Consider the following 19,831-nt stretch of genomic DNA (forward strand, 5'->3'; position numbering starts at 1 on the left):
CAGGCGTGGAGAACTTCTCATCGCGGCGGATATTGCGCCATGACCCTGGCCACGGTCTCGCGGATCGCCGCGGCGCGTTCGGCCGGGTTGCCGGGGTTGTTGCGCAGCACCTGCTGGGCACTGCCGCGCCAGACCAGCTTGCCGTCGCGCCCGTCGAACAGGTCGATCTGCAGGGTGCCGATCTGATAGTCGAGGGTGCGCGTCTCGGTGTAGGCGGGGCCGCCCCAGTAACCGCCCCAGGGACCACCCCAGAAGCCGCCGTGGTAGGTGCTGACCTGGTTCTGCCTGTTCTCCACCATCAGCACCGCCTGCACCTTGAGGTCGGCCGGGCTGCCGGCGGCGGCCGGGCGCAGGCCGCGCTGGTCGAGCTGTTCGGCGGTGGCCTCGCGGATGCGCTGCTCGGTGAGGTCGCTTTTCAGGCGCGGGTCGTCCGGGCTGTAGATCAGCGCCGGCTCCTGCCAGCTCCAGCTGCGGTAGGCGGCGAAGTCGCGGTTGGGGTCGTAGTCGCGTTCGACCTGGATGTTCTGGCAGGCCGCCAGCAGGAGCAGCAGCGGGACGATCAGCAGACGCGGGAACATGGGGCACCTCCTCGGACGTCAGTAGGGTGGGTAACCGTGCAGCGCGGCCTTGATCGCCGCGCGCAGGGCGTCGGCACGTTCGCGCTGGCTGCCGCCACTACGCGCCTCGCCGCTGCCGCTCCAGATCGGCTGGCCGTCGCGGCCGTCGAACAGCTCCACGCGCACCACCGCCACTTCCTCCTCGTAGGTGCGCAGCAGCGGCATGCTGCCCCAGGCGCCGTAGCCGTCCCAATAGCGGCCATGGCCATAGTAGGCGCCATAGTCGTCGTAATACTGGCGCAGGCGCCGCTCCAGATTGAGCGAGGCGGCGACCTGCAGGTCGCCGGGCTGGCCGGGCGGTGCGGGACGCAGGCCCTGCTGGTCGAGGCCGTGGCCGAGGCTTTCGGCCAGCAGCTCGCTGCCGGCCCAGGCGCTGCCCGCCGGCAGCTGGCCGCCCAGCCAGCTCCAGCTGCGGTAGCGGCCAAAGTCGCGCGGCGCCGCCGGGTAGGCGCTGCGGTCGAAGCTGGCGGCGGCGCCGGGTGGCGCCGGCGGCAGCGGCAGGGACTCGGCCTGGTAGGGGTTGGGGCTCTGGCAGGCGGCCAACAGTGGCAGGAGCAGCAGGGCTATGGCGGTGCGCATGGTGGTCTCCGTGGTCGCGCGCGACATCTCCGGTGAGATATCAGGCTACGCCTGGCCCCGGCGCGCGTCCACGTCAGCGCGGCCGGCAGATCCAGTGCAGGTAGCGGCCCAGGCCGGCGAAACCGGGGTGGCGGCGGTAGGCCAGCTCCATCTCCAACAGGTCGAGCAGCTCGGCCCTGGCCTGGAACTCCTGCGGCATGTAGTCGTGGAACACGCGCACGCCGCTGCGACTGGTGATCTGCCAGCCGCTCTGCAGGCTGTCCTCGAGTTCGCGCGGGTCGAGCGGGCGCTGTGGGGTCAGGCTCTGGCCCTCGCCGGCGAAGCGCTCCTTGCGCAGCTTGCGGAAATGCCCCTTGAGCAGGTTGCGGTAGATCAGCGCGTCCTTGTTGTAGAAGGCCAGCGACAGCCAGCCGTCCCTGGCGGTCAGCTGGTGCAGCACCGGCAGGATGGCGGCCGGCTCGGCCAGCCATTCCAGCACGGCGTGGCACAGCACCAGGTCGAAGGGTTGGTCCAGTTGGCCGAGCAGCTCCTGCCAGGGCGCCTGGATGAAGCTGGCGCTCTGCCCGGCTTCGGCGAAGCGCTGGCGCGCGCCTGCGAGCATGGGTTCGGCCGGTTCGGCCAGGGTCACCTGATGCCCGCGCTGGGCCAGCCACAGGCTCATATGACCGAGCCCGGCACCGACGTCGAGCACGCGCAGCGGGCGGTCCGGCAGGGTCTCGGCCAGGTCGGCCTGCAGCACGGCGAGGCGGATGGCGCCCTTGGCGCCGCCGTAGATCTTCTCGGCGAAGCGGGTCGCCAGCTCGTCGAAGTGGCGGTCCGTCATTTGCTGAAGCGCCTTTCGCTGTCGGCCAGCTTGGCGCGCACCACCTCGTCCATGTCCAGGCCCAGTTCGCTGCACAGCAGCAGCAGGTAGAGCACGATGTCGCCGACTTCCTGGCCAGCATGGGCGAGCTTGTCCGCCGGCAGCTGGCGCGACTCGTCTTCCGTGAGCCACTGGAAGATTTCCACCAGCTCGGCCATCTCCACGCTGGCGGCCATGGCCAGGTTCTTCGGGCTGTGGAAGCGCTTCCACTGGTTGCCATCGCGGATCGCGTGCAGGCGGGCGGTGAGTTCGGGCAGGTTCATGGCGGGCTCCTTTCGAGCGGCATAGCTTCGGTCCGAAAGGGGCGCACTGCAAGCCGTGAGGGTCAACGGTTCCCGGATTGCATGCGGCTCAGTCCCTCAGCGGCTGCCAGATGCCGGCCATATGCGGCACGTCGCCCGCGCCGAGCAGGCGGAACTGGCCGCTCGACCCCGGCTGGCTGGCCTGCAGCGTGACATGCGCCGGCAGCAGCACCGGCTTCTGGAAGCGCACCTCCACCGCGAAGCCTGCCAGCGGCAGATGCGCGTGCAGTTCGGCCAGGCTGCGCGCCTTGTTCCACAGGCCGTGGGCGATGGCGCGGGGAAAGCCGAACAGGCGCGCGCTGAGCGCACTGAGGTGGATCGGGTTGTAGTCGCCGGCCACCCGTGCGTAGCGCCGCCCGGTATCGGCTGGCGCCGACCAGTCGGCCAGCGGCGCCAGGTCCAGCGGCGCCTGCTCCGTGCGCGGCGGCGGCGCGCCGTCCAGGCGCAGGGCGCGGCAGAGGATGCGGCTGTCGCCCTCCCAGAGCAGGCCGAGCTGGTCCTCCAGGTGGGTGATCAGGCTGAAGCTGGCACCCTTGTCGTGGGGCTGCAGGTCGGCCAGCTGCACGCCGACCTGGAACGGGCCCAGGCCGCCGAGCGGGCGCAGCACGCGGATGCGGTTCTCCAGGTGCACCAGGCCGAGCAGCGGGAAGGGGAAGCGGCGGTCGGTGAGCAGCTGCATCTGCAGGGCGAAGGCCAGCAGGTGCGGATAGACCGGCGGCAGGTAGGCGCTCTCGGCGATGCCGCAGACCTGGCGATAGCGCGCCAGATGGCGCGGATCGACCTCCAGCCGGCAGCGCAGGCCGAGGTCCGGCAGGTGCCGGCCGCGCACGCCGTGGCGCAGCGCCGCGCGCAGGAACAGGCCGGGCAGGGCGGGCGGGCTGTCGAGGTCGAGCCAGTCGATGGCCATTGGCGAACTCCTTGGCGAATGAATGCCAGCAGCTTAGCCACCGGGCGCGGCGTCGCATTGGCTGCGCTGCCCGCGTCACCGGCAAGGCAGTCAATCCGTCTGCCGAGCCGGTTTGCGCCATGGCCTCCGCTGCCCCTAAGATGGCGGCGCCTCACGGATAACAAGAAAACCTAGAAAGATGCGTGATCTGACCGACGATGTGGCGCTGATGCGCCCGGTAATCGATGCCTTGCGCGCCAGCGGAACCGATCCCGAGCGGGTGCTGGCGCGTGTCGGCCTGGCGCCCGGCGGCCTGCCTGCCGGGCGTTTCCCGCATGCGGCGCAGGCGCTGTTCTGGAAGGCCGCCAGCGAGGAGTGCGGGCAGGAGCATGTGGGCCTGTTTCTCGCCCAGCACCTGCCGGCCTTCCATGGCCTGCTGCTGGAATACCTGTTCCTCTCCAGCGACACCTTCGGCGCCGGCCTGCGTCATGCCCTGCGCTACGTGCGCCTGCTCTCCGACACCCTCAATGCCCGCCTGACGGTCGATGGCGAGCGCGCCGTGCTCAGCCTGGGCCTGGCGGCCGAGACGCCGCGGCACTTTCCCGAGATGCTCGCCGGTGCGGTGATCCGTCTGTTCGGCGCGCTGACCGAGGACCAATTCGCCCCCCGCGAGGTGCAGCTGATGCACGCCGACGGCGCGCCGGCCGAGCGCTACCTGCAGGTCTACGGCTGCCCCGTGCGCCTCGGCGCCGAGGACTACGCCCTGGTATTCGACGCCGCGGTGCTGGACAGGCCGTCGCGCCATGCCGCCCCGGAGCTGCTGCGCATGCACGAGTCGCTGGCGCGCCGGCAGCTGGCCGAGGTGGAGCGGCTGGATCTGGTGCGCCAGGTGCGCGAGCTGATCGCCGAGTTGCTGGTCGACGGCGGCGCCACCCTGGAGCAGGTGGCGGCACGGCTGAACATGCCGGCGCGGCGCCTGCGCGAGCGCCTGGCCATGGCCGGCGTGCGCTTCAACGACCTGATCACCGACTACCGCTGCCGCCTGGCCAAGGAGCTGCTGCTCAAGACCGACGAGCGCATCGAAGTGATAGTCGAGCGCACCGGCTTCTCCGAGCCGAGCACCTTCTACCGCGCGTTCAAGCGCTGGGTCGGCGAGACCCCGGTGGAGTTCCGCAAGCGCGGCAAGGTGTGAGGCGACCTTTCGCTCTGGTGGGCCGAAGCGGAGCGCCGCCCGGCCCACCCTACAACCGCGCTCTGCCGTAGGGTGGGCTTCAGCCCACCAATTCCACTCAGGCGCCCAGCAGACTCTGCCCGCACACCCGCAGCACCTGCGCGGTGACCGCGCCGGAGCCGGGCTGGGCGAACCAGGCCACGGCCTCGGCGACGTCCTGTGGCAGGCCGCCCTGGCTCATCGAGTTCATCCGCCGCCCGGCTTCGCGGATGCCCAGCGGGATGGCGGCGGTCATCTGCGTCTCGATAAAGCCCGGCGCCACCGCGTTGATGCTGATGCCGCGCTTGGCCAGCGCCGGCGCCCAGGCCTGGGCCAGGCCGATCACCCCGGCCTTGCTCGTCGCGTAGTTGCTCTGGCCGAGATTGCCGGCGATGCCGCTGATCGAGGCGATCAGCACCACGCGGCCGTTGTCGTGCAGCTTGCCGGCATCCAGCAGGGCCTGGGTCAGCAGCTGCGGCGCCTGGAGGTTGACCGCGATCACCGAGTTCCAGAATGCATCGCTCATCTTCGCCAGGGTCTTGTCGCGGGTGATGCCGGCATTGTGCACGACGATATCGACGCCAGCGGGCAGCGCCTCGACCAGACGCTGCGGCGCCTCCTCGGTGCAGATATCCAGGGCCACGCCGCGTCCGCCCAGGCGCGCGGCCAGGGCCTCGAGCGCCGCGGCGGCCGGCGGCACGTCGAGCAGGATCACCTCGGCGCCGTCGCGCGCCAGCACTTCGGCGATGGCCGCGCCGATGCCGCGCGAGGCGCCGGTGACCAGCGCCTTCTTGCCGGCCAGCGGCCGCGTCCAGTCGCGCACCTGCTCGGCGCAGGCGCCCAGGCGCAGCACCTGGCCGGAGACGTAGGCGCTCTTCGGCGAGAGGAAGAAGCGCAGCGCGCCTTCCAGCTGCTGCTCGCCGCCCTTGCCGACGTAGAGCAGCTGCACGTTGCCGCCGCGGCGGATTTCCTTGCCCAGCGAGCGGCTGAAGCCTTCCAGCGAACGCTGCACGCTGGCGGCGACCGGGTCCTTCAGCGATTCCGGCGCGCGCCCCAGCAGCACCACCCGCGGGCACTGGCCCAGGCCCTTGAACGCCGGCTGGAAGAAGTCGCGCAGCTCGATCAGTTGCTCGAAGCGGGTCAGGCCACTGGCGTCGAACAGCAGCGCCTTGAGCCTGGGGCCGTGCTCGGCGGTCCAGCGCGGCAGCTCCAGCTGGCCTTCGCGGGCGGCGAACAGCTGGTCGGTGAGCTTGCCGGCGAACGACCGCACGGCCTGCAGCAGGCTGCCTTCGCCGCCGAGCAGCAGGGCGCCGTCCACCGGTCGCATGCGGCCGGCCATCCAGCGCTCCAGGCGCAGCGGCGCCGGCAGGCCGAGGGCGCCGACCAGGCGACGACCGGCGGCGGAGTTGGCGAAGGCGAGGTAACGATCGGACATGAAAGGGCTCCTGTGGGCGAATCAAAGAACGTGTTTGCGATTTGCTGCGCGTTGGCCCTGCTGCATTGAAAAGTCGTCATTCCCGCGCAGGCGGGTCAGCAGCTTTATCGCTGAACAGCGCTTGCGCTGGCCCGAAGGGGAATAATCCAGAACCTCGGTAATACCTGGGCTCCCGCCTTCGCGGGAGTGACGGTAGATGGCCTTTTCAGCACTTCCCTAGCTCGCGAAATCGTAAACACGTTCTAAAGTCGTGCCACTCTACGCAGTGATGGACCACGCGCAATTGACCGCACTGCCTGGGGCCGCGGCAAGGCGGCCAATGCAGATGCGGCGGCGCGCGCTAGCCTGTAGCCCAATCTTTATTCGCAAGGAGTCAGCATGGCCCAGCTACGCCGGGTCGCCATAGTCGGCGGCAACCGCATCCCCTTCGCCCGCTCCAACACCGCCTACGCCACGGCGAGCAACCAGGAGATGCTGACCAGCGCCCTCGAGGGCCTGGTGGAGCGCTTCAACCTCCACGGCGAGCGCCTCGGCGAGGTGGTGGCCGGCGCGGTGCTCAAGCATTCGCGCGACTTCAACCTGACCCGCGAATGCGTGCTCGGCTCGCGCCTGGCGCCCGAGACCCCGGCCTACGACCTGCAGCAGGCCTGCGGCACCGGCCTGGAGGCGGCGATCCTGGTGGCCAACAAGATCGCCCTGGGGCAGATCGACTGCGGCATCGCCGGCGGCGTCGACACCACCTCGGATGCGCCGATCGGGGTCAACGAGGGGCTGCGCCGGATCCTGCTGGAGGTCAACCGCGGCAAGCGCACGACCGACAAGCTCAGGAGCCTGCTGCAGATCCGTCCGCGCCACCTGGCGCCGGTGATTCCGCGCAACGGCGAGCCGCGCACCGGGCTGTCGATGGGCGAGCACTGCGAGCTGATGGCGCAGCGCTGGACCATCCCGCGTGACGAGCAGGACCAGCTGGCCCTGGCCAGCCACCGGAAGCTCGCCGCCGCCTATGCCGAGGGCTGGCACGACGACCTGCTCACGCCGTTCCTTGGCCTGACCCGCGACCAGAACCTGCGCGCCGACATCAGCGCCGAGAAGCTCGCCAGCCTCAAGCCCTGCTTCGAGCGCGGCCCGCGCGGCACCCTGACCGCGGCCAACTCCACGCCGCTGACCGACGGCGCCTCGCTGGTGCTGCTGGCCAGCGAGGACTGGGCCAAGGCGCGCGGCCTGCCGGTGCTGGCCTACCTGCGCGACGGCGAGGCGGCGGCGGTGGATTTCGTCCAGGGCAAGGAGGGGTTGCTGATGGCGCCGGTGTATGCCGTGCCGCGGCTGCTGGCGCGCAACGGCTTGAGCCTGCAGGACTTCGACTACTACGAGATCCACGAGGCCTTCGCCGCCCAGGTGCTGTGCACCCTCAAGGCCTGGGAGGACGCCGACTACTGCAGGGAGCGCCTGGGCCTGGACGCGCCGCTGGGCGCCATCGAGCGCAGCCGGATCAACGTCAAGGGCAGCTCGCTGGCCGCCGGCCACCCCTTCGCCGCCACCGGCGGGCGCATCGTCGCCAACCTGGCCAAGCTGCTGGCGGTGGCGGGCGAGGGGCGCGGGCTGATCTCGATCTGCGCGGCCGGCGGTCAGGGTGTGACCGCGATCCTGGAACGGTAATCCAATAGCGGTGGGCGCCAGTCATCGCGCCCATTCGATGTAAGCAACTCCGTGATTGAGGCGGCCCGCGCGATGCGTGGCCGCCTATTTTTTTTGCTTGTCTGCGCGGCCGCAGGATGTAGCGGGGGCGCCCTGGCCGTGCGCACCGCCGATACCGCGGCCTTTGCTTGGTGCGCGCGGCGCACCCTACGCCCTGCGGTGGTCTGTCGCGCGGCAACTCACCACAGCGTCATTCCCCGGCGAACCCGCTAGTCTTTTCGACAGGAATTGACCCAGGTCAATGCAAGCTTGGCGTGATTGCGCTCGTGGGTCTCTGGCCCCGTTCTTCGTAATACCCATTCGACAAGAACAATTACGACGTGCCGTGCTCCAAAAACCTGGGGTCCATGGCCCGGCCGAGCGTGCCGGGCTCGCGATAACCTGTACGAGGATGTGCCATGTTCGGCTTAGAGGCCCTAGATCTCGCCCGGATCCAGTTTGCCTTCACCATCTCCTTTCACATCGTCTTTCCCGCCATCACCATCGGCCTGGCCAGTTACCTGGCGGTGCTCGAAGGCCTCTGGCTGAAGAGCGGCGAGACGGTCTACCGCGACCTCTACCATTTCTGGGTGAAGATCTTCGCGGTCAACTTCGGCATGGGCGTGGTCTCGGGCCTGGTCATGGCCTATCAGTTCGGTACCAACTGGAGCGCCTTCTCCGACTTCGCCGGCGCGGTCACCGGGCCCTTGCTGACCTACGAGGTGCTCACCGCCTTCTTCCTCGAGGCGGGCTTTCTCGGCGTCATGCTGTTCGGCTGGAATCGCGTCGGCCCGGGCCTGCACTTCTTCTCCACGGCGATGGTGGCGATCGGCACGCTGATCTCGACCTTCTGGATTCTCGCTTCCAACAGCTGGATGCACACCCCGCAGGGCTTCGAGATAGTCGACGGCCGGGTGATCCCGGTGGACTGGTTCGCCGTGGTGTTCAACCCCTCGTTCCCCTATCGCCTGGCGCACATGGCCACCGCGGCCTTCCTCGCCACCGCCTTCTTCGTCGGCGCCTCGGCGGCCTGGCACCTGCTGCGCGGGCGCGACAACCCGGCGATCCGCAAGATGCTGTCGATGGCGGTGTGGATGGCGCTGCTGGTCGCGCCGGTGCAGGCCTTCATCGGCGACCTGCACGGCCTCAACACGCTGAAGTACCAGCCGGCGAAGATCGCCGCGATGGAAGGCCACTGGGACAACAGCAGCGGCGAGCCGACCCCGCTGATCCTGTTCGGCTGGCCGGACATGCAGCGCGAGGAAACCCGCTTCAAGGTAGAGATCCCGGCGCTCGGCAGCCTGATCCTGACCCACAGCCTCGACCAGCAGGTGCCGGCGCTGAAGGAGTTCGCGCCCGAGGATCGACCCAACTCCACCGTCGTGTTCTGGACCTTCCGGGTGATGGTCGGCCTCGGCATGCTGATGATCCTGGTCGGCCTCTGGGGCACCTGGCTGCGCCTGCGCGGCCGGCTGTTCGCCTCGCGGGCCTTCCTGCACCTGGCGGTGTGGATGGGCCCGTCCGGCATCCTGGCGATCCTCGCCGGCTGGTACACCACCGAGATCGGCCGCCAGCCCTGGATCGTCCACGGCCTGATGCGCACCGCAGATGCCGCCTCGGGACACGGCGCGGGGCAGTTGGGCCTAACCCTGGCGCTGTTCGTGGTGGTCTATTTCGCCCTGTTCGGCGCCGGCATCAGCTACATGCTGCGCCTGGTGCGCAAGGGCCCGATTACCGACGAGGGCGACGAGATGTCCCAGGGCGGACCGGGTCAGGCACGGACCCCGGCGCGGCCGCTGTCGGCGGCCGACGAGGGGATGGAAGAAGGCGAAACCGATACGTTGCCGGGGAGGAGCTGAGCATGGGAATCGATCTTTCGCTGATCTGGGCGGTGATCATCGCCTTCGGCGTGATGATGTACGTGGTGATGGACGGCTTCGACCTGGGCATCGGCATCCTCTTCCCCTTCGTCCGCGACGAGGGGGAGCGCGACGTGATGATGAACACCGTGGCGCCGGTATGGGACGGCAACGAGACCTGGTTGGTGCTCGGCGGCGCCGGGCTGTTCGGTGCCTTCCCGCTGGCCTATTCGGTGGTGCTCAGCGCCCTCTACCTGCCGCTGATCCTGATGCTGCTGGGGCTGATCTTCCGCGGCGTGGCCTTCGAGTTCCGCTTCAAGGCCAAGGCCGAGAAGCGTCACCTGTGGGACAAGGCTTTTATCGGCGGCTCGCTGACCGCCACCTTCTTCCAGGGCGTGGCGCTGGGCGCCTATATCAATGGTTTCGAGGTGGTGAATCGCACCTATGCCGGCGGCCCGTTCGACTGGCTGACGCCGTTCTCGGTGTTCTGCGGCCTGGCGCTGATCGCCGCCTATGCACTGCTTGGCTGCACCTGGCTGATCATGAAGACCGAGGGCCGGCTGCAATTGCAGATGCACGATCTGGCGCGACCGCTGGTGTTCGTGGTGCTGGCGGTGACCGGCATCGTCAGCCTGTGGACGCCGCTGGCGCACCCGGCGATCGCCGAGCGCTGGTTCAGCCTGCCCAACCTGTTCTGGTTCATGCCGGTACCGGTGCTGGTGCTGCTGTGCACCTGGAAGTTGCTCCAGGCGGTGGCCGAGAATGCCCACTACTCGCCGTTCGTGCTCACCCTGGTGCTGATCTTCCTTGGCTACAGCGGCCTGGGCATCAGCCTGTGGCCGAACGTGATCCCGCCGTCGATCAGCATCTGGGACGCCGCCGCGCCGCCGCAGAGCCAGGGCTTCATGTTGGTCGGCGCGCTGCTGATCATCCCCTTCATCCTGATGTACACCGCCTGGAGCTACTACGTGTTCCGCGGCAAGGTGACCCAGGATCATGGCTACCACTGAGGACCCGGGCATGCAGGATGTGCAGGAGAAGAAACCGCTCTGGCAGCGCCTGGGCTGGCTGGTGCTGATCTGGGCGGCCAGCGTGCTGACCCTGGGCGCGGCGGCCTGGCTGCTGCGCCAGTTCATGAGCGCGGCGGGGCTGGGGACGGCCTGATCGGCCGCCGCTGTACGAGCTTTTCGTAGGGTGGGTTAGGCGCTTGTCTGAGGGGCTGGGTGGCCTCGCGATCTCTGCTGCGCCATAACCCACCAGCGATGGTAGGTCGTGAGCCCGCTCGGTGGGTTACGCGGCACCCGATTGCCGTTATCGATTGCGCCTGAGGCGTACTGTGCCGCTAACCCCCCCCCCTACGGATCGGCGGCATGCCGGGCTTATTTGATCGCCTTGAGCACCACGAACTTGGGATTGGCCGCCACCTGTTCGACGCCGCGGAACAGCCGTTTGAGCTTGGCGTGGTAGCCCAGGTGGCGGTTGCCGACTATCCATAGCTCGCCGCCTTTGACCAGCGCGGCGCGGGCTTGCTGGAACATGCGCCAGGCGAGGAAATCGCCGACCACCTGCTGCTGGTGGAACGGCGGATTGCACAACACCAGGTCCAGCGATTCTGCCGGCTGCTCGGCCAGGCCGTCGCCGGCGCGGATCTCCACTGACCGCTCGCCGAGGGCCGCTTGCCAGTTCTCTCGCGCCGACTGCACCGCCATGTAGGACTCGTCCACCAGCGTCAGCTGCGCCTGCGGACTGCCGAGCGCATAGGCGATGCCGAGCACGCCGTTGCCACAGCCCAGGTCCGCCACGCGGATGCGCCCGAGATGGCGCGGCAGGTGCGGGAGTAAGGCGCGGGTGCCGATGTCCAGGCCCTCGCGGCAGAACACATTGGCGTGGTTGAGCAGCTCGATGACCGGGTCGTCCAGCCGATAGCGAGTCGGGTAGGGCGATGCGGGCGCCGCCTTCGGTTCGGGCGTGACCAGCAGCAGACGCGCCTTCTTCACCGCCAGCGAGGCCTGCACCGGGCCTATGTATTGCTCCAGCAGGTCGCCGGCGGCGCGCGGCAGGTGCTTGACCATGGCCCCGGCCACTACCCGCGCGCCCGGTGCGAGCTGGCCGTGCAGGCGGATCAGCTGTTCTTCCAGCAGCGCCAGGGTCTTGGGCACGCGGATCAGCACCTGGTCGAACGGGCCCTGCGGCGTCTCGCTGCTCGGCACGAAGGTCACCGCATCGCTGGCCAGGCCATTGCTGGCGAGGTTGCTGCGCAGGGCGATAAAGCCCAGGTGCGAATCACCGCTGCTGGTCACCCGGCAGCGCCCGGCCAGCGAGCAGGCCAGGGCGCCGAAGCCGTCGTTGAGCAGCAGCACCGAATCCTTTGCAGCGATACCCTGCTCGTGCAAATGATTGAGCAGGTACTCGTCCGCGGCGTCAAAGGCTTGTAGCGGCTCGTTCGGCTGGTGCGGCTGGCGCTGCAGATCGAGCTGGGCGAAGGGGGGGTCGAGAATAGGCATGGAAACCGTCGGTGTTTGTCGCGCCCGCTTTGCGCGAGACTGCAGGGGAGTTGAGCGAAGGGGGAAGTATGACCGTCAGCGAAGAGAAGTTCACCCGCCAGGTCCTGACCGAGGTGCATGTCTGGTCGCCCAGTCTGTTCAGCCTGCGCTGTACCCGCGACGAGGGGTTCCGCTTCCGGGCCGGGCAGTTCGTCCGCCTCGGCGTGCGCAAGGTCAGCGGCTGCATCGTCTGGCGTGCCTATTCGATGGTCTCGGCGCCGCACGACGAGTTCCTGGAGTTCTTCTCCATTGTCGTGCCCGGCGGGGAGTTCACCAGCGAGCTGAGCGGCCTTGCGCCCGGTGAACAGCTGCTGGTGGAGAAGCAGGCCACCGGCTTTCTTACCCTCGACCGCTTCGCCGATGGCCGCGACCTCTGGCTGATCGGCACCGGCACCGGGCTGGCGCCGTTCCTGTCGATCCTGCAGGACCTGGAGGCTTGGCAGCGCTTCGAGCGCATCGTCCTGGTGTACAGTGCCCGCGACCGCGGCGAACTGGCCTATCAGGAGCTGATCGCCGACTTGCCGCGGCGCGAGTGGCTGGAGGGGGCGGGGCACAAGTTGCAGTACCTGCCGGTGGTCACCCGCGAGCAGGTGCCCGGGGCGCTCCATGCGCGGGTCACCAGCCTGATCGAGAACGGCGAACTGGAACGCGCCGCCGGGCTGGCACTGGAGCCCGAGCACTCGCGCATCATGCTCTGCGGCAACCCACAGATGATCGAGGACACCCGCGCCGTGCTCAGGGCGCGCAACCTGAATCTGGCGCTGACCCGCCGCCCCGGCCAGGTGGCGGTGGAGAACTACTGGTAGTTCAGTCCTCGCGGATCGCCTTGATGCGGTGCTCCCAGCGGCGCTTGGCGAAGCGGCGCATGTTGGGAATGTCGTCGGTCTCGTCGAGGATCGGCTTGCCGATGATGGTTTCCATGATGTCTTCCAGGGTCACCAGGCCGCGCCAGCTGCCGAACTCGTCGTACACCAGGCACATGTGCTGGCGCTCCTGCATCAGCTGGGTCATCAGGTTTTCCACGTTCATGGTCTCCGGCACCACCTTGAGCGGCTTGAGGATGCTGGTCAGCGGCGCGGCGTCGTCCTCGGCGGCCAGGGCGTCGTAGCGGAATACCACGCCCAGCGGCGCTTCGTCCGCGCCGATCACCGGGTAGCGGGAGAACTGGCTTTGCTTGACCCGCGCCTTGAACGCGCCGATCGAGTCGTCCGGCCCCGCCGACTCGCAGACGATGCGCGGGGTCATGATGTCGCGCAGCTTGATTTCGTGCAGGTCGAGGATATTGCTGATCACCCGCTGCTCGTCTTCGTCGAGCTTGCCCAGCTCGCGGCCGAGCAGGGTTAGTGCCTTGATCTCCTGGCGAATGTCGTGCTCCGGTTCCTTGCCGCCGAACAGGCGCATGATCAGGTCGGACATCAGGATGAACGGCTTGAGCAGCAGGATCATGAAGCGCAGCAGGGCGGGCAGGAAGGGCGCCAGGGCGCGCCAGTAACGGGCGCCGATGGTCTTCGGCAGAATCTCCGAGAGCACCAGGATCAGCAGGGTCATGATCGCCGAGGCGGCGCCGAGGTAGCCGTCGCCGAAGACCAGAGTCACCTGCGCGCCGACGCCGGTGGCGCCCACGGTATGCGCCACGGTGTTCAGTGTGAGGATCGCGGCCAGGGGCTGGTCGATCTTGTCCTTGAGCTCTTTCAGTCGCTCGTACAGCTTGGGGCGATCGACCTTCTGCTGGGCGATATAGCTGGGCGTCAGGGAGAGCAGGGCGGCTTCGAGGATGGAGCAGATGAACGAAACCAGGATGGAGAGGACAGCGAACGCTATCAGGAGTGTCATGTAGGGGGTGCAGGTGGCCAATGGCCTGCCAATTTAACGGAAATCCGCCGGCGAACGGCCGCTGACCTGCAACATTTCGTGTCCATGGCGGGCATGCCGAGCATGCCCGCCGGATGGATTATTCCTTGCTCTGCTGCGCCTTGAGCAGGTCGCGGATCTCGCCGAGCAGCACCTGGTCCGGCGTCGGGGCCGGCGGCGCGGTCGGTGCGACGGCTTCCTCGCGCTTGAGCCGGTTGATCGCCTTGACCCCGACGAAGATGGCGAAGGCGACGATGGTGAAGTCGAGGACGGTCTGGATGAACTTGCCATAGCCCAGGGTCACCGCCGGCACGTCGCCCTCGGCGGCCTTGAGCACGATGGCCAGGTCGGAGAAATCCACCCCGCCGATCAGCAGGCCCAGCGGCGGCATCACCAGGTCGCCGACGAAGGACGAGACGATCTTGCCGAAGGCGGCGCCGATGATGATGCCCACGGCCATGTCGACCACGTTGCCCTTGACCGCGAAAGCCTTGAATTCACTGAGGAAGCTCATGCATTACTCCTTTTGCCGATGGCGTTGCCAGATGTGTTTATAGCCTGCGATTGGGCCGCAGTCAGGAGGTAAAGGCAATGCGCAAATGCCGCGTGCGTGCGCAGAAGCTGTCCGCGGTCCCCGTCCGGCGCTCGTGCTTCTGTGATCTTTTGTTATGGATCAATGAGTTATGTGCTTTCTGTAGTGCTGTACGGGCGGCTACCGCAGCTTCGACTAGGCTAATAAGGCTATCCTCTGGGAGGGTCCTCCATGCCGCTCGAACATCATCCGTTGACTCGCGAATTTCCCCAACACAACGGCGCCCTGCGCCAGCTGATGCAGCACGATGCGCGTTTTGCCCGCATGGCCGAGGAGTATCAGGAACTGGACAAGCGCATCTACGAAATCGAAGACGGCCGCGTCGCCGTCGACGACCTGACCCTGCAGGGTCTCAAACTGCAACGGGTCGGCCTCAAGGACGAGATTGCCGATCTCCTGCGCGCCGCCGCGACCTAGGCGGCATATCCGCGGATCAAGGGTGACCCCGCGAGTGGCATGCCGGCCTGTGCATAGGGGCATGCGCATGCATCTCGACCATCATCCCTTGATCCATCACTAGCCTCGACCACCCGCCGCGCCTGCTCGAGCGCACCGCCGGACGGCGATCGTTTCGCCGGTATCCGTTCGGCATCGGCGGCAGGTCAGTGCGTGGGCGGGTTGATCAGGTAGCTGAGCAGCCCTTCGCTTTCTTCTTCCGTGCACAGCTGCCGCGGCGGTCGAGGCAGTTCAGCCAGCACCTGTCGCCAGAAGGCGCAGGCTAGTTCGTCCTGGCCGTAGAAGCGCAGCAGCCAGGGGCTGCCGTCGCCCATCAGCTGCCGCACCAGGGCGCGGCCGATGCCCTGGCGGCGATACTTCCTGAGAATGAACAGGTCGGCGAACTCCGGCGCTTCGATACCTGGCAGTTCGCTGCGTTCGATCAGCAGGAAACCGGCGATGAAGCCGTCGGCGAGAATCAGTTGCGCGCTCCAGCCCGGTTCCTGCCAGTAGCGCGCCAGATGCGGCTCATGGATATAGAAGCGCCCGTCCGTATCCACGTCCTCCTGCTCCCAGTCGGAGCTTTCAAAGGCGTAGAACTGGTAGAGGTTGGCAATCAGGGGCAACTGCTCGGCGACGGTGGGGATCAGTTCGATCTGCATGGGCGGGGCCTTCAAGCGGCGGGCACGCATTATCCCCGGGCCTGCTGTGCACGGGTAGCTCGGCTGCCGTTGGTCTGTAAATTTATCCAGTTGTTCGGTATCGTTTCGGCCTTCGCTCATTAGGCAGGACGATCCCCATGGCCAAGGCCAAGCGCATGTACGGCTGCACCGAATGCGGCGCCACCTTTCCCAAATGGGCCGGCCAGTGCGGCGAGTGCGGCGCCTGGAACACCCTGGTGGAAACCGTCCTGGAAGGCGTCTCGGCGCCGAGCGGGCGCACCGGTTGGGCCGGCCAGCAGGCGGCGCTGAAGACCCTGGCCGAGGTCAGCGTCGAGGAAGTGCCGCGCTTTTCCACCGCCTCCGGCGAGCTGGACCGGGTGCTCGGCGGCGGCCTGGTCGACGGCTCGGTGGTGCTGATCGGCGGCGACCCCGGCATCGGCAAGTCGACCATCCTGCTGCAGACCCTGTGCAATATCGCCCAGCGCTTCCCGGCGCTGTACGTCACCGGCGAGGAGTCGCAGCAGCAGGTGGCCATGCGCGCCCGTCGCCTCGGCCTGCCCGAGGACAAGCTGAAGGTTATGACCGAGACCTGCATCGAGTCGATTATCGCCACCGCGCGCCTGGAAAAACCCAAGGTGATGGTGATCGACTCGATCCAGACCATCTTCACCGAGCAGCTGCAGTCGGCCCCCGGCGGTGTCGCCCAGGTGCGCGAGAGCGCGGCGCTGTTGGTGCGCTTCGCCAAGCAGAGCGGCACCGCGGTATTCCTCGTTGGCCACGTGACCAAGGAGGGCGCCCTGGCCGGCCCGCGCGTGCTCGAGCACATGGTCGACACCGTGCTGTATTTCGAGGGCGAGTCCGATGGTCGCCTGCGTCTGCTGCGCGCGGTGAAGAACCGCTTCGGCGCGATCAACGAACTGGGCGTGTTCGGCATGACCGACAAGGGCCTGAAGGAGGTCACCAACCCCTCGGCGATCTTCCTTACCCGTGCCCAGGAGGAAGTCCCCGGTAGTGTGGTGATGGCCACCTGGGAGGGCACTCGGCCGATGCTGGTGGAGGTGCAGGCGCTGGTCGACACCAGCCATCTGGCCAACCCGCGCCGCGTCACCCTCGGCCTCGACCAGAACCGCCTGGCCATGCTGCTGGCGGTGCTGCACCGCCACGGCGGCATCCCCACTTACGACCAGGACGTGTTCCTCAACGTGGTCGGCGGGGTCAAGGTGCTGGAGACCGCCTCCGACCTGGCGCTGATGGCGGCGGTGATCTCCAGCCTGCGCAACCGGCCGCTGCCGCACGATCTGCTGGTGTTCGGCGAGGTCGGCCTGTCCGGCGAGATCCGCCCGGTGCCGAGCGGTCAGGAGCGCCTGAAGGAGGCGGCCAAGCACGGCTTCAAGCGTGCCATCGTGCCCAGGGGCAACGCACCCAAGGAGGCGCTCGGCGGTCTTTCGATCATCGCCGTGACGCGCCTGGAGCAGGCGCTGGATGCCTTGTTCGAGTAGCGAATCGTCGCGGCTGAAGCCCCTCCCGCCAATCGGGAGTCGATCGTGGGAGGGGCTATAGCCGCGACCCCGAGAGACGCATGCCGGCTGCGGCGTTGTGCCGCGCCTGGTCTCAGGCGAAAACTGACCAGGATCAATGGTTAGCAGGCTATCGGCGAGCAGCATCGAGGCGTATCCACAGTGGAGATAGCCTCATGTTCCTGTTCTTCGACTTCTTTTCCCGTGCCTTCAACTTCGATGCCCAGGCCACGCAGCCGAGCGAGGCACGCCGTGAAGCCCAGCGTATCCAGGCGCTGCGTCAGCGCCGCCAGCAAGCCGAGGCTGCCCGCACGCGCCACTGAGGCGCGTCAGCTGTCTTCGCCAAGCGCCGCCAGCTCGCGTTCCAGCAGGCCCTCGTCGCCCAGGTTGAGTTCCACCAGGCGGCGCAGGTGGCTGATGGAGTCCAGGTCGATATGGCGGCAGACGAAGCCCAGGCGGTCCTGCTGGTTGCGGGTCAGCACCACTTCCATCCTGACCATTGCCTCGGGGCCGAGCTCGATCTGCGCCTCGAACGGCTGGTCCGGGTCGCCGTTCCAGCCCTGCGGCTTGTCGACCAGCAGGCCCTTGAGGGAAATGTCGTGCAGAGCCGCCGACCAGCGCCGTTCACCCTGGACGATCAGGGTGGGGGCGTCGAAAGCGATGCGATGAAAGCGTCGACGCTCGTTGGCTGTCTGACTCATGCCGAACTCCTTCAGGGTTTTCCTCACTATAGCCAAGGCTGCCGCAGGCGTACCGTCGCCAGGCGCACAGCCCACGAATTTGCCGGGGGCGAGTTTGACAGCCTGGCAACTGTCACCAAAGCTCCATGTGCGGTTTTTCATCAGCAAAACATTGCGGAGCAACAGATATGGACAAGCGACTGCTGAGCAAAGGGTTGGTTCTCGGCCTGCTGGGGGCGGCCAGCCTGGCTGCCCAGGCCGATCAGGCGGGTGGCGGGGGCTGCGGCTGGGGCAACATGGTATTCGAAGGGCAGCGCGGCCTGGCGCCGCACCTGTTGGCTACCACCACCAACGGCACTTCGGGTAACGCCACCTTCGGCTTGACCTCCGGTACCAACGGCTGCGATTCCAGCGTCACGCTGGGCTACGGCGGTCGTTCGTGGCTGGCGATGAACGGCATGCTCGACTCCATCGCCGAAGACATGGCGGTCGGCCAGGGCGAAGCGCTGGACGCCTACGCCACCCTGCTGGGCATCGAGGCGCAGGACCGCGCGCATTTCGCCAAGGTCACCCACCAGAACTTCGGCAACATCTTCTCCGGCGCAGACGTCACCAGCGAGCAGGTGCTGGCCGCGACCCTCGAGGTGATGAGCCGCGACGCCCAGCTGGCGCGTTACGTGAAGCAGCCGGCGTAAGGTGCGCCGCCGCTGGCGAAACTCTCGCGCCATTATCGTCCGGCGCGGGATGTGCTGAAGGCTGGTGCGCATGGCGCACGGTCTATCATCGCGCCACGGCACTCGCGACGTCTGAACGCCAGACAAAAAGAAGCCCGCCGATTGGCGGGCTGCTTTGTTTCTGGACGGGGCTTAGTTGCCGTATACCGGGAACTTGGCGCACAGCGCCTTGACCTGCTCGCGCACGCGGCCTTCGACTTCGTCGTTGCCGATGTTGGCCAGCACTTCGCAGATCCAGCCGGCCAGCTGGCGGCATTCGTCTTCCTTGAAGCCGCGGGTGGTCACGGCCGGGGTGCCGATGCGCAGGCCCGAGGTGACGAAGGGCGAGCGCGGGTCGTTCGGCACGCTGTTCTTGTTCACGGTGATGAAGGCGCGCCCCAATGCCGCATCAGCGTCCTTGCCGGTGATGTCCTGCTTGATCAGGCTGAGCAGGAAAAGGTGGTTCTCGGTGCCGCCGGAAACCACGTCGTAGCCATTGTCGATGAACACCTGAGCCATGGTCTGGGCGTTCTTCACCACCTGCGCCTGGTAGGCCTTGAACTCGGGCTGCAGGGCTTCCTTGAAGCACACCGCCTTCGCCGCAATCACGTGCTCCAGCGGGCCGCCCTGGCCGCCGGGGAATACGGCGGAGTTGAACTTCTTCTCCAGCTCTTCGTTCTTGCGCGCCAGGATCAGGCCGCCGCGCGGGCCGCGCAGGGTCTTGTGGGTGGTGGTGGTGACCACGTCGGCGAACGGCACCGGGTTGGGGTACAGGCCGGCAGCGACCAGGCCGGCGACGTGGGCCATGTCGACGAACAGGTAGGCACCGACCTTGTCGGCGATGGCGCGGAAGCGCGGGAAGTCCAGCACCTGCGAATAGGCGCTGAAGCCGGCGATGATCATCTTCGGCTTGTGCTCGACGGCCAGGCGCTCGACTTCGTCGTAGTCGATCAGGCCGGCATCGGTGATGCCGTACTGCACGGCGTTGTAGATCTTGCCGGAGAAGCTGACGCTGGCGCCGTGGGTCAGGTGGCCGCCATGGGCCAGGCTCATGCCCAGCACGGTGTCGCCGGCATTCAGCAGGGCCATGTATACGGCGCTGTTGGCCTGGCTGCCGGAGTGCGGCTGGACGTTGGCGTAGTCGGCGCCGAACAGCTGCTTGGCGCGGTCGATGGCCAGCTGTTCGACCACGTCGACGTACTCGCAGCCGCCGTAGTAGCGCTTGCCTGGGTAGCCTTCGGCGTACTTGTTGGTCAGCACGCTGCCCTGGGCTTCCATCACCGCCGGGCTGGTGTAGTTTTCCGAGGCGATCAGCTCGATGTGTTCTTCCTGGCGCTGGGCTTCCTGCTCCATCGCGGCAAACAATTCGGCGTCATAACGGGCAAGAGTCAAATCACGGCTGAACATGGCATTC

At 67.6% G+C, this 19,831-nt stretch carries 22 protein-coding genes; 10 read left to right on the plus strand and 12 right to left on the minus strand.

Features of this window, described 5'->3' with window-relative positions:
- Positions 1-17 precede the first annotated feature (17 nt).
- The 5 genes from ACUTAF_RS00545 to ACUTAF_RS00565 form a co-directional block, all read right to left on the minus strand.
- Entirely contained in the window at positions 18-578 is a 561-nt protein-coding gene (locus ACUTAF_RS00545) for a DUF4136 domain-containing protein (protein WP_445578152.1), read from the minus strand.
- 18 nt (positions 579-596) lie between these two features.
- On the minus strand, positions 597-1,196 hold the full coding sequence (locus ACUTAF_RS00550) for a DUF4136 domain-containing protein (protein WP_445578153.1): 600 nt from the start codon (positions 1,194-1,196) through the stop codon (positions 597-599).
- Positions 1,197-1,269: 73 nt separating this feature from the next.
- Complete coding sequence (locus tag ACUTAF_RS00555) at positions 1,270-2,019, minus strand: methyltransferase domain-containing protein (protein ID WP_445578154.1); 750 nt, start codon at positions 2,017-2,019, stop codon at positions 1,270-1,272.
- Positions 2,016-2,321, minus strand: a complete 306-nt coding sequence (locus ACUTAF_RS00560; RefSeq protein ID WP_445578155.1) for a MazG-like family protein — start codon at positions 2,319-2,321, stop codon at positions 2,016-2,018. Before ACUTAF_RS00560 ends, ACUTAF_RS00555 begins: the two co-directional genes overlap by 4 nt.
- A gap of 88 nt (positions 2,322-2,409) precedes the next feature.
- Entirely contained in the window at positions 2,410-3,267 is an 858-nt protein-coding gene (locus ACUTAF_RS00565) for a MaoC family dehydratase (protein WP_445578156.1), read from the minus strand.
- Between the two features lie 178 nt (positions 3,268-3,445).
- Between ACUTAF_RS00565 and ACUTAF_RS00570 the strand changes: the two genes are divergently transcribed.
- Positions 3,446-4,438, plus strand: a complete 993-nt coding sequence (locus ACUTAF_RS00570) for an AraC family transcriptional regulator (RefSeq protein WP_445578157.1) — start codon at positions 3,446-3,448, stop codon at positions 4,436-4,438.
- Between the two features lie 97 nt (positions 4,439-4,535).
- Here ACUTAF_RS00570 and ACUTAF_RS00575 read toward each other — a convergent pair whose 3' ends face one another.
- Positions 4,536-5,891, minus strand: a complete 1,356-nt coding sequence (locus ACUTAF_RS00575; RefSeq protein ID WP_445578158.1) for a 3-oxoacyl-ACP reductase — start codon at positions 5,889-5,891, stop codon at positions 4,536-4,538.
- A gap of 378 nt (positions 5,892-6,269) precedes the next feature.
- On the opposite strand from ACUTAF_RS00575, the gene ACUTAF_RS00580 reads away from it, so the two are divergent.
- The 4 genes from ACUTAF_RS00580 to ACUTAF_RS00595 all read left to right on the plus strand — a co-directional run bounded on the left by ACUTAF_RS00580 (position 6,270) and on the right by ACUTAF_RS00595 (position 10,588).
- Positions 6,270-7,547, plus strand: coding sequence for an acetyl-CoA C-acetyltransferase (locus ACUTAF_RS00580; RefSeq protein WP_445578159.1), 1,278 nt, complete (start codon positions 6,270-6,272; stop codon positions 7,545-7,547).
- Positions 7,548-7,984: 437 nt separating this feature from the next.
- On the plus strand, positions 7,985-9,424 hold the full coding sequence (locus ACUTAF_RS00585) for a cytochrome ubiquinol oxidase subunit I (protein ID WP_445578160.1): 1,440 nt from the start codon (positions 7,985-7,987) through the stop codon (positions 9,422-9,424).
- A 2-nt stretch (positions 9,425-9,426) separates the two neighbouring features.
- A complete protein-coding gene (cydB, locus tag ACUTAF_RS00590; RefSeq protein ID WP_445578161.1) occupies positions 9,427-10,434 on the plus strand; it encodes a cytochrome d ubiquinol oxidase subunit II in 1,008 nt (335 codons plus the stop codon).
- A gap of 10 nt (positions 10,435-10,444) precedes the next feature.
- Positions 10,445-10,588, plus strand: coding sequence for a DUF2474 domain-containing protein (locus ACUTAF_RS00595; protein WP_445582373.1), 144 nt, complete (start codon positions 10,445-10,447; stop codon positions 10,586-10,588).
- Between the two features lie 215 nt (positions 10,589-10,803).
- Here the strand turns inward: ACUTAF_RS00595 and ACUTAF_RS00600 are convergent, their stop codons facing one another.
- Positions 10,804-11,928 (minus strand): methyltransferase, encoded by a 1,125-nt coding sequence (locus ACUTAF_RS00600; protein ID WP_445578162.1) that lies wholly within the window; start codon positions 11,926-11,928, stop codon positions 10,804-10,806.
- 68 nt (positions 11,929-11,996) lie between these two features.
- On the opposite strand from ACUTAF_RS00600, the gene ACUTAF_RS00605 reads away from it, so the two are divergent.
- Positions 11,997-12,773 carry a ferredoxin--NADP reductase gene (locus ACUTAF_RS00605; protein ID WP_445578163.1) on the plus strand — a complete coding sequence of 259 codons (777 nt, stop codon included), beginning with the start codon at positions 11,997-11,999 and terminating at the stop codon, positions 12,771-12,773.
- A 1-nt stretch (position 12,774) separates the two neighbouring features.
- Here ACUTAF_RS00605 and ACUTAF_RS00610 read toward each other — a convergent pair whose 3' ends face one another.
- Together ACUTAF_RS00610 and mscL are read right to left on the minus strand one after the other, a co-directional pair.
- A complete protein-coding gene (locus ACUTAF_RS00610) occupies positions 12,775-13,800 on the minus strand; it encodes a CNNM domain-containing protein (protein WP_445578164.1) in 1,026 nt (341 codons plus the stop codon).
- A 118-nt stretch (positions 13,801-13,918) separates the two neighbouring features.
- Entirely contained in the window at positions 13,919-14,332 is a 414-nt protein-coding gene (gene mscL, locus ACUTAF_RS00615; RefSeq protein ID WP_445578165.1) for a large-conductance mechanosensitive channel protein MscL, read from the minus strand.
- A gap of 249 nt (positions 14,333-14,581) precedes the next feature.
- Between mscL and ACUTAF_RS00620 the strand changes: the two genes are divergently transcribed.
- Positions 14,582-14,827 (plus strand): YdcH family protein, encoded by a 246-nt coding sequence (locus tag ACUTAF_RS00620; RefSeq protein WP_445578166.1) that lies wholly within the window; start codon positions 14,582-14,584, stop codon positions 14,825-14,827.
- Between the two features lie 185 nt (positions 14,828-15,012).
- Here the strand turns inward: ACUTAF_RS00620 and ACUTAF_RS00625 are convergent, their stop codons facing one another.
- Positions 15,013-15,507 carry a GNAT family N-acetyltransferase gene (locus tag ACUTAF_RS00625; RefSeq protein WP_445578167.1) on the minus strand — a complete coding sequence of 165 codons (495 nt, stop codon included), beginning with the start codon at positions 15,505-15,507 and terminating at the stop codon, positions 15,013-15,015.
- Between the two features lie 137 nt (positions 15,508-15,644).
- On the opposite strand from ACUTAF_RS00625, the gene radA reads away from it, so the two are divergent.
- Both radA and ACUTAF_RS00635 read left to right on the plus strand, forming a co-directional pair.
- Positions 15,645-17,006 carry a DNA repair protein RadA gene (gene radA / locus ACUTAF_RS00630; protein ID WP_445578168.1) on the plus strand — a complete coding sequence of 454 codons (1,362 nt, stop codon included), beginning with the start codon at positions 15,645-15,647 and terminating at the stop codon, positions 17,004-17,006.
- Between the two features lie 194 nt (positions 17,007-17,200).
- On the plus strand, positions 17,201-17,347 hold the full coding sequence (locus ACUTAF_RS00635; RefSeq protein WP_445578169.1) for a hypothetical protein: 147 nt from the start codon (positions 17,201-17,203) through the stop codon (positions 17,345-17,347).
- Between the two features lie 6 nt (positions 17,348-17,353).
- Here ACUTAF_RS00635 and ACUTAF_RS00640 read toward each other — a convergent pair whose 3' ends face one another.
- Positions 17,354-17,725: a PilZ domain-containing protein gene (locus ACUTAF_RS00640; protein ID WP_445578170.1), complete on the minus strand. Its 372-nt coding sequence runs from the start codon at positions 17,723-17,725 to the stop codon at positions 17,354-17,356.
- Between the two features lie 167 nt (positions 17,726-17,892).
- Between ACUTAF_RS00640 and ACUTAF_RS00645 the strand changes: the two genes are divergently transcribed.
- Positions 17,893-18,399: a DUF3015 domain-containing protein gene (locus ACUTAF_RS00645; protein WP_445578171.1), complete on the plus strand. Its 507-nt coding sequence runs from the start codon at positions 17,893-17,895 to the stop codon at positions 18,397-18,399.
- A gap of 171 nt (positions 18,400-18,570) precedes the next feature.
- On the opposite strand, the gene glyA is transcribed toward ACUTAF_RS00645, so the two are convergent.
- Positions 18,571-19,824, minus strand: coding sequence for a serine hydroxymethyltransferase (glyA, locus tag ACUTAF_RS00650; RefSeq protein WP_445578172.1), 1,254 nt, complete (start codon positions 19,822-19,824; stop codon positions 18,571-18,573).
- Between the last annotated feature and the right edge of the window lie 7 nt (positions 19,825-19,831).

Source organism: Pseudomonas sp. SP16.1 (genome assembly GCF_052682975.1).